This is a genomic window from Pseudomonas sp. F220 (genome assembly GCF_057813935.1).
The window spans coordinates 1-255 of the sequence record NZ_JBVASJ010000202.1 but is presented as its reverse complement, the minus strand read 5'-3'; the positions used below and the strand labels follow the sequence as shown (position 1 = coordinate 255).

Here is a 255-nt window from a genome sequence, read left to right as displayed (position 1 = left end):
TATAGCGGGCGATGCGGATGAAAAACTTGAAGTGGCGCTGCATCGGTTATTGACGCAAGTGCTTGCCGATCTGTCGCCAACCTTGACGCAGATACCCGACGCTACGCCGTTGGCCTTGTTGTTGGAGATTGATAGTGCTTTGCCGGAGAAGGTGTTGCAGCGGGTATGGCAACAGGTATGGCGCGAGTCCGGCATCCGCCAGTCGACAGTGCCTGTCGAGGGTAACGGTTTGGTGGCTTTGGATCAGTGGCTCGA

General features: G+C 56.5%; 1 pseudogene. It reads left to right on the top strand.

The features are described from left to right. A pseudogene (locus ACZYSM_RS29635) lies at window positions 1-255 on the top strand (hypothetical protein); the annotation flags it as partial.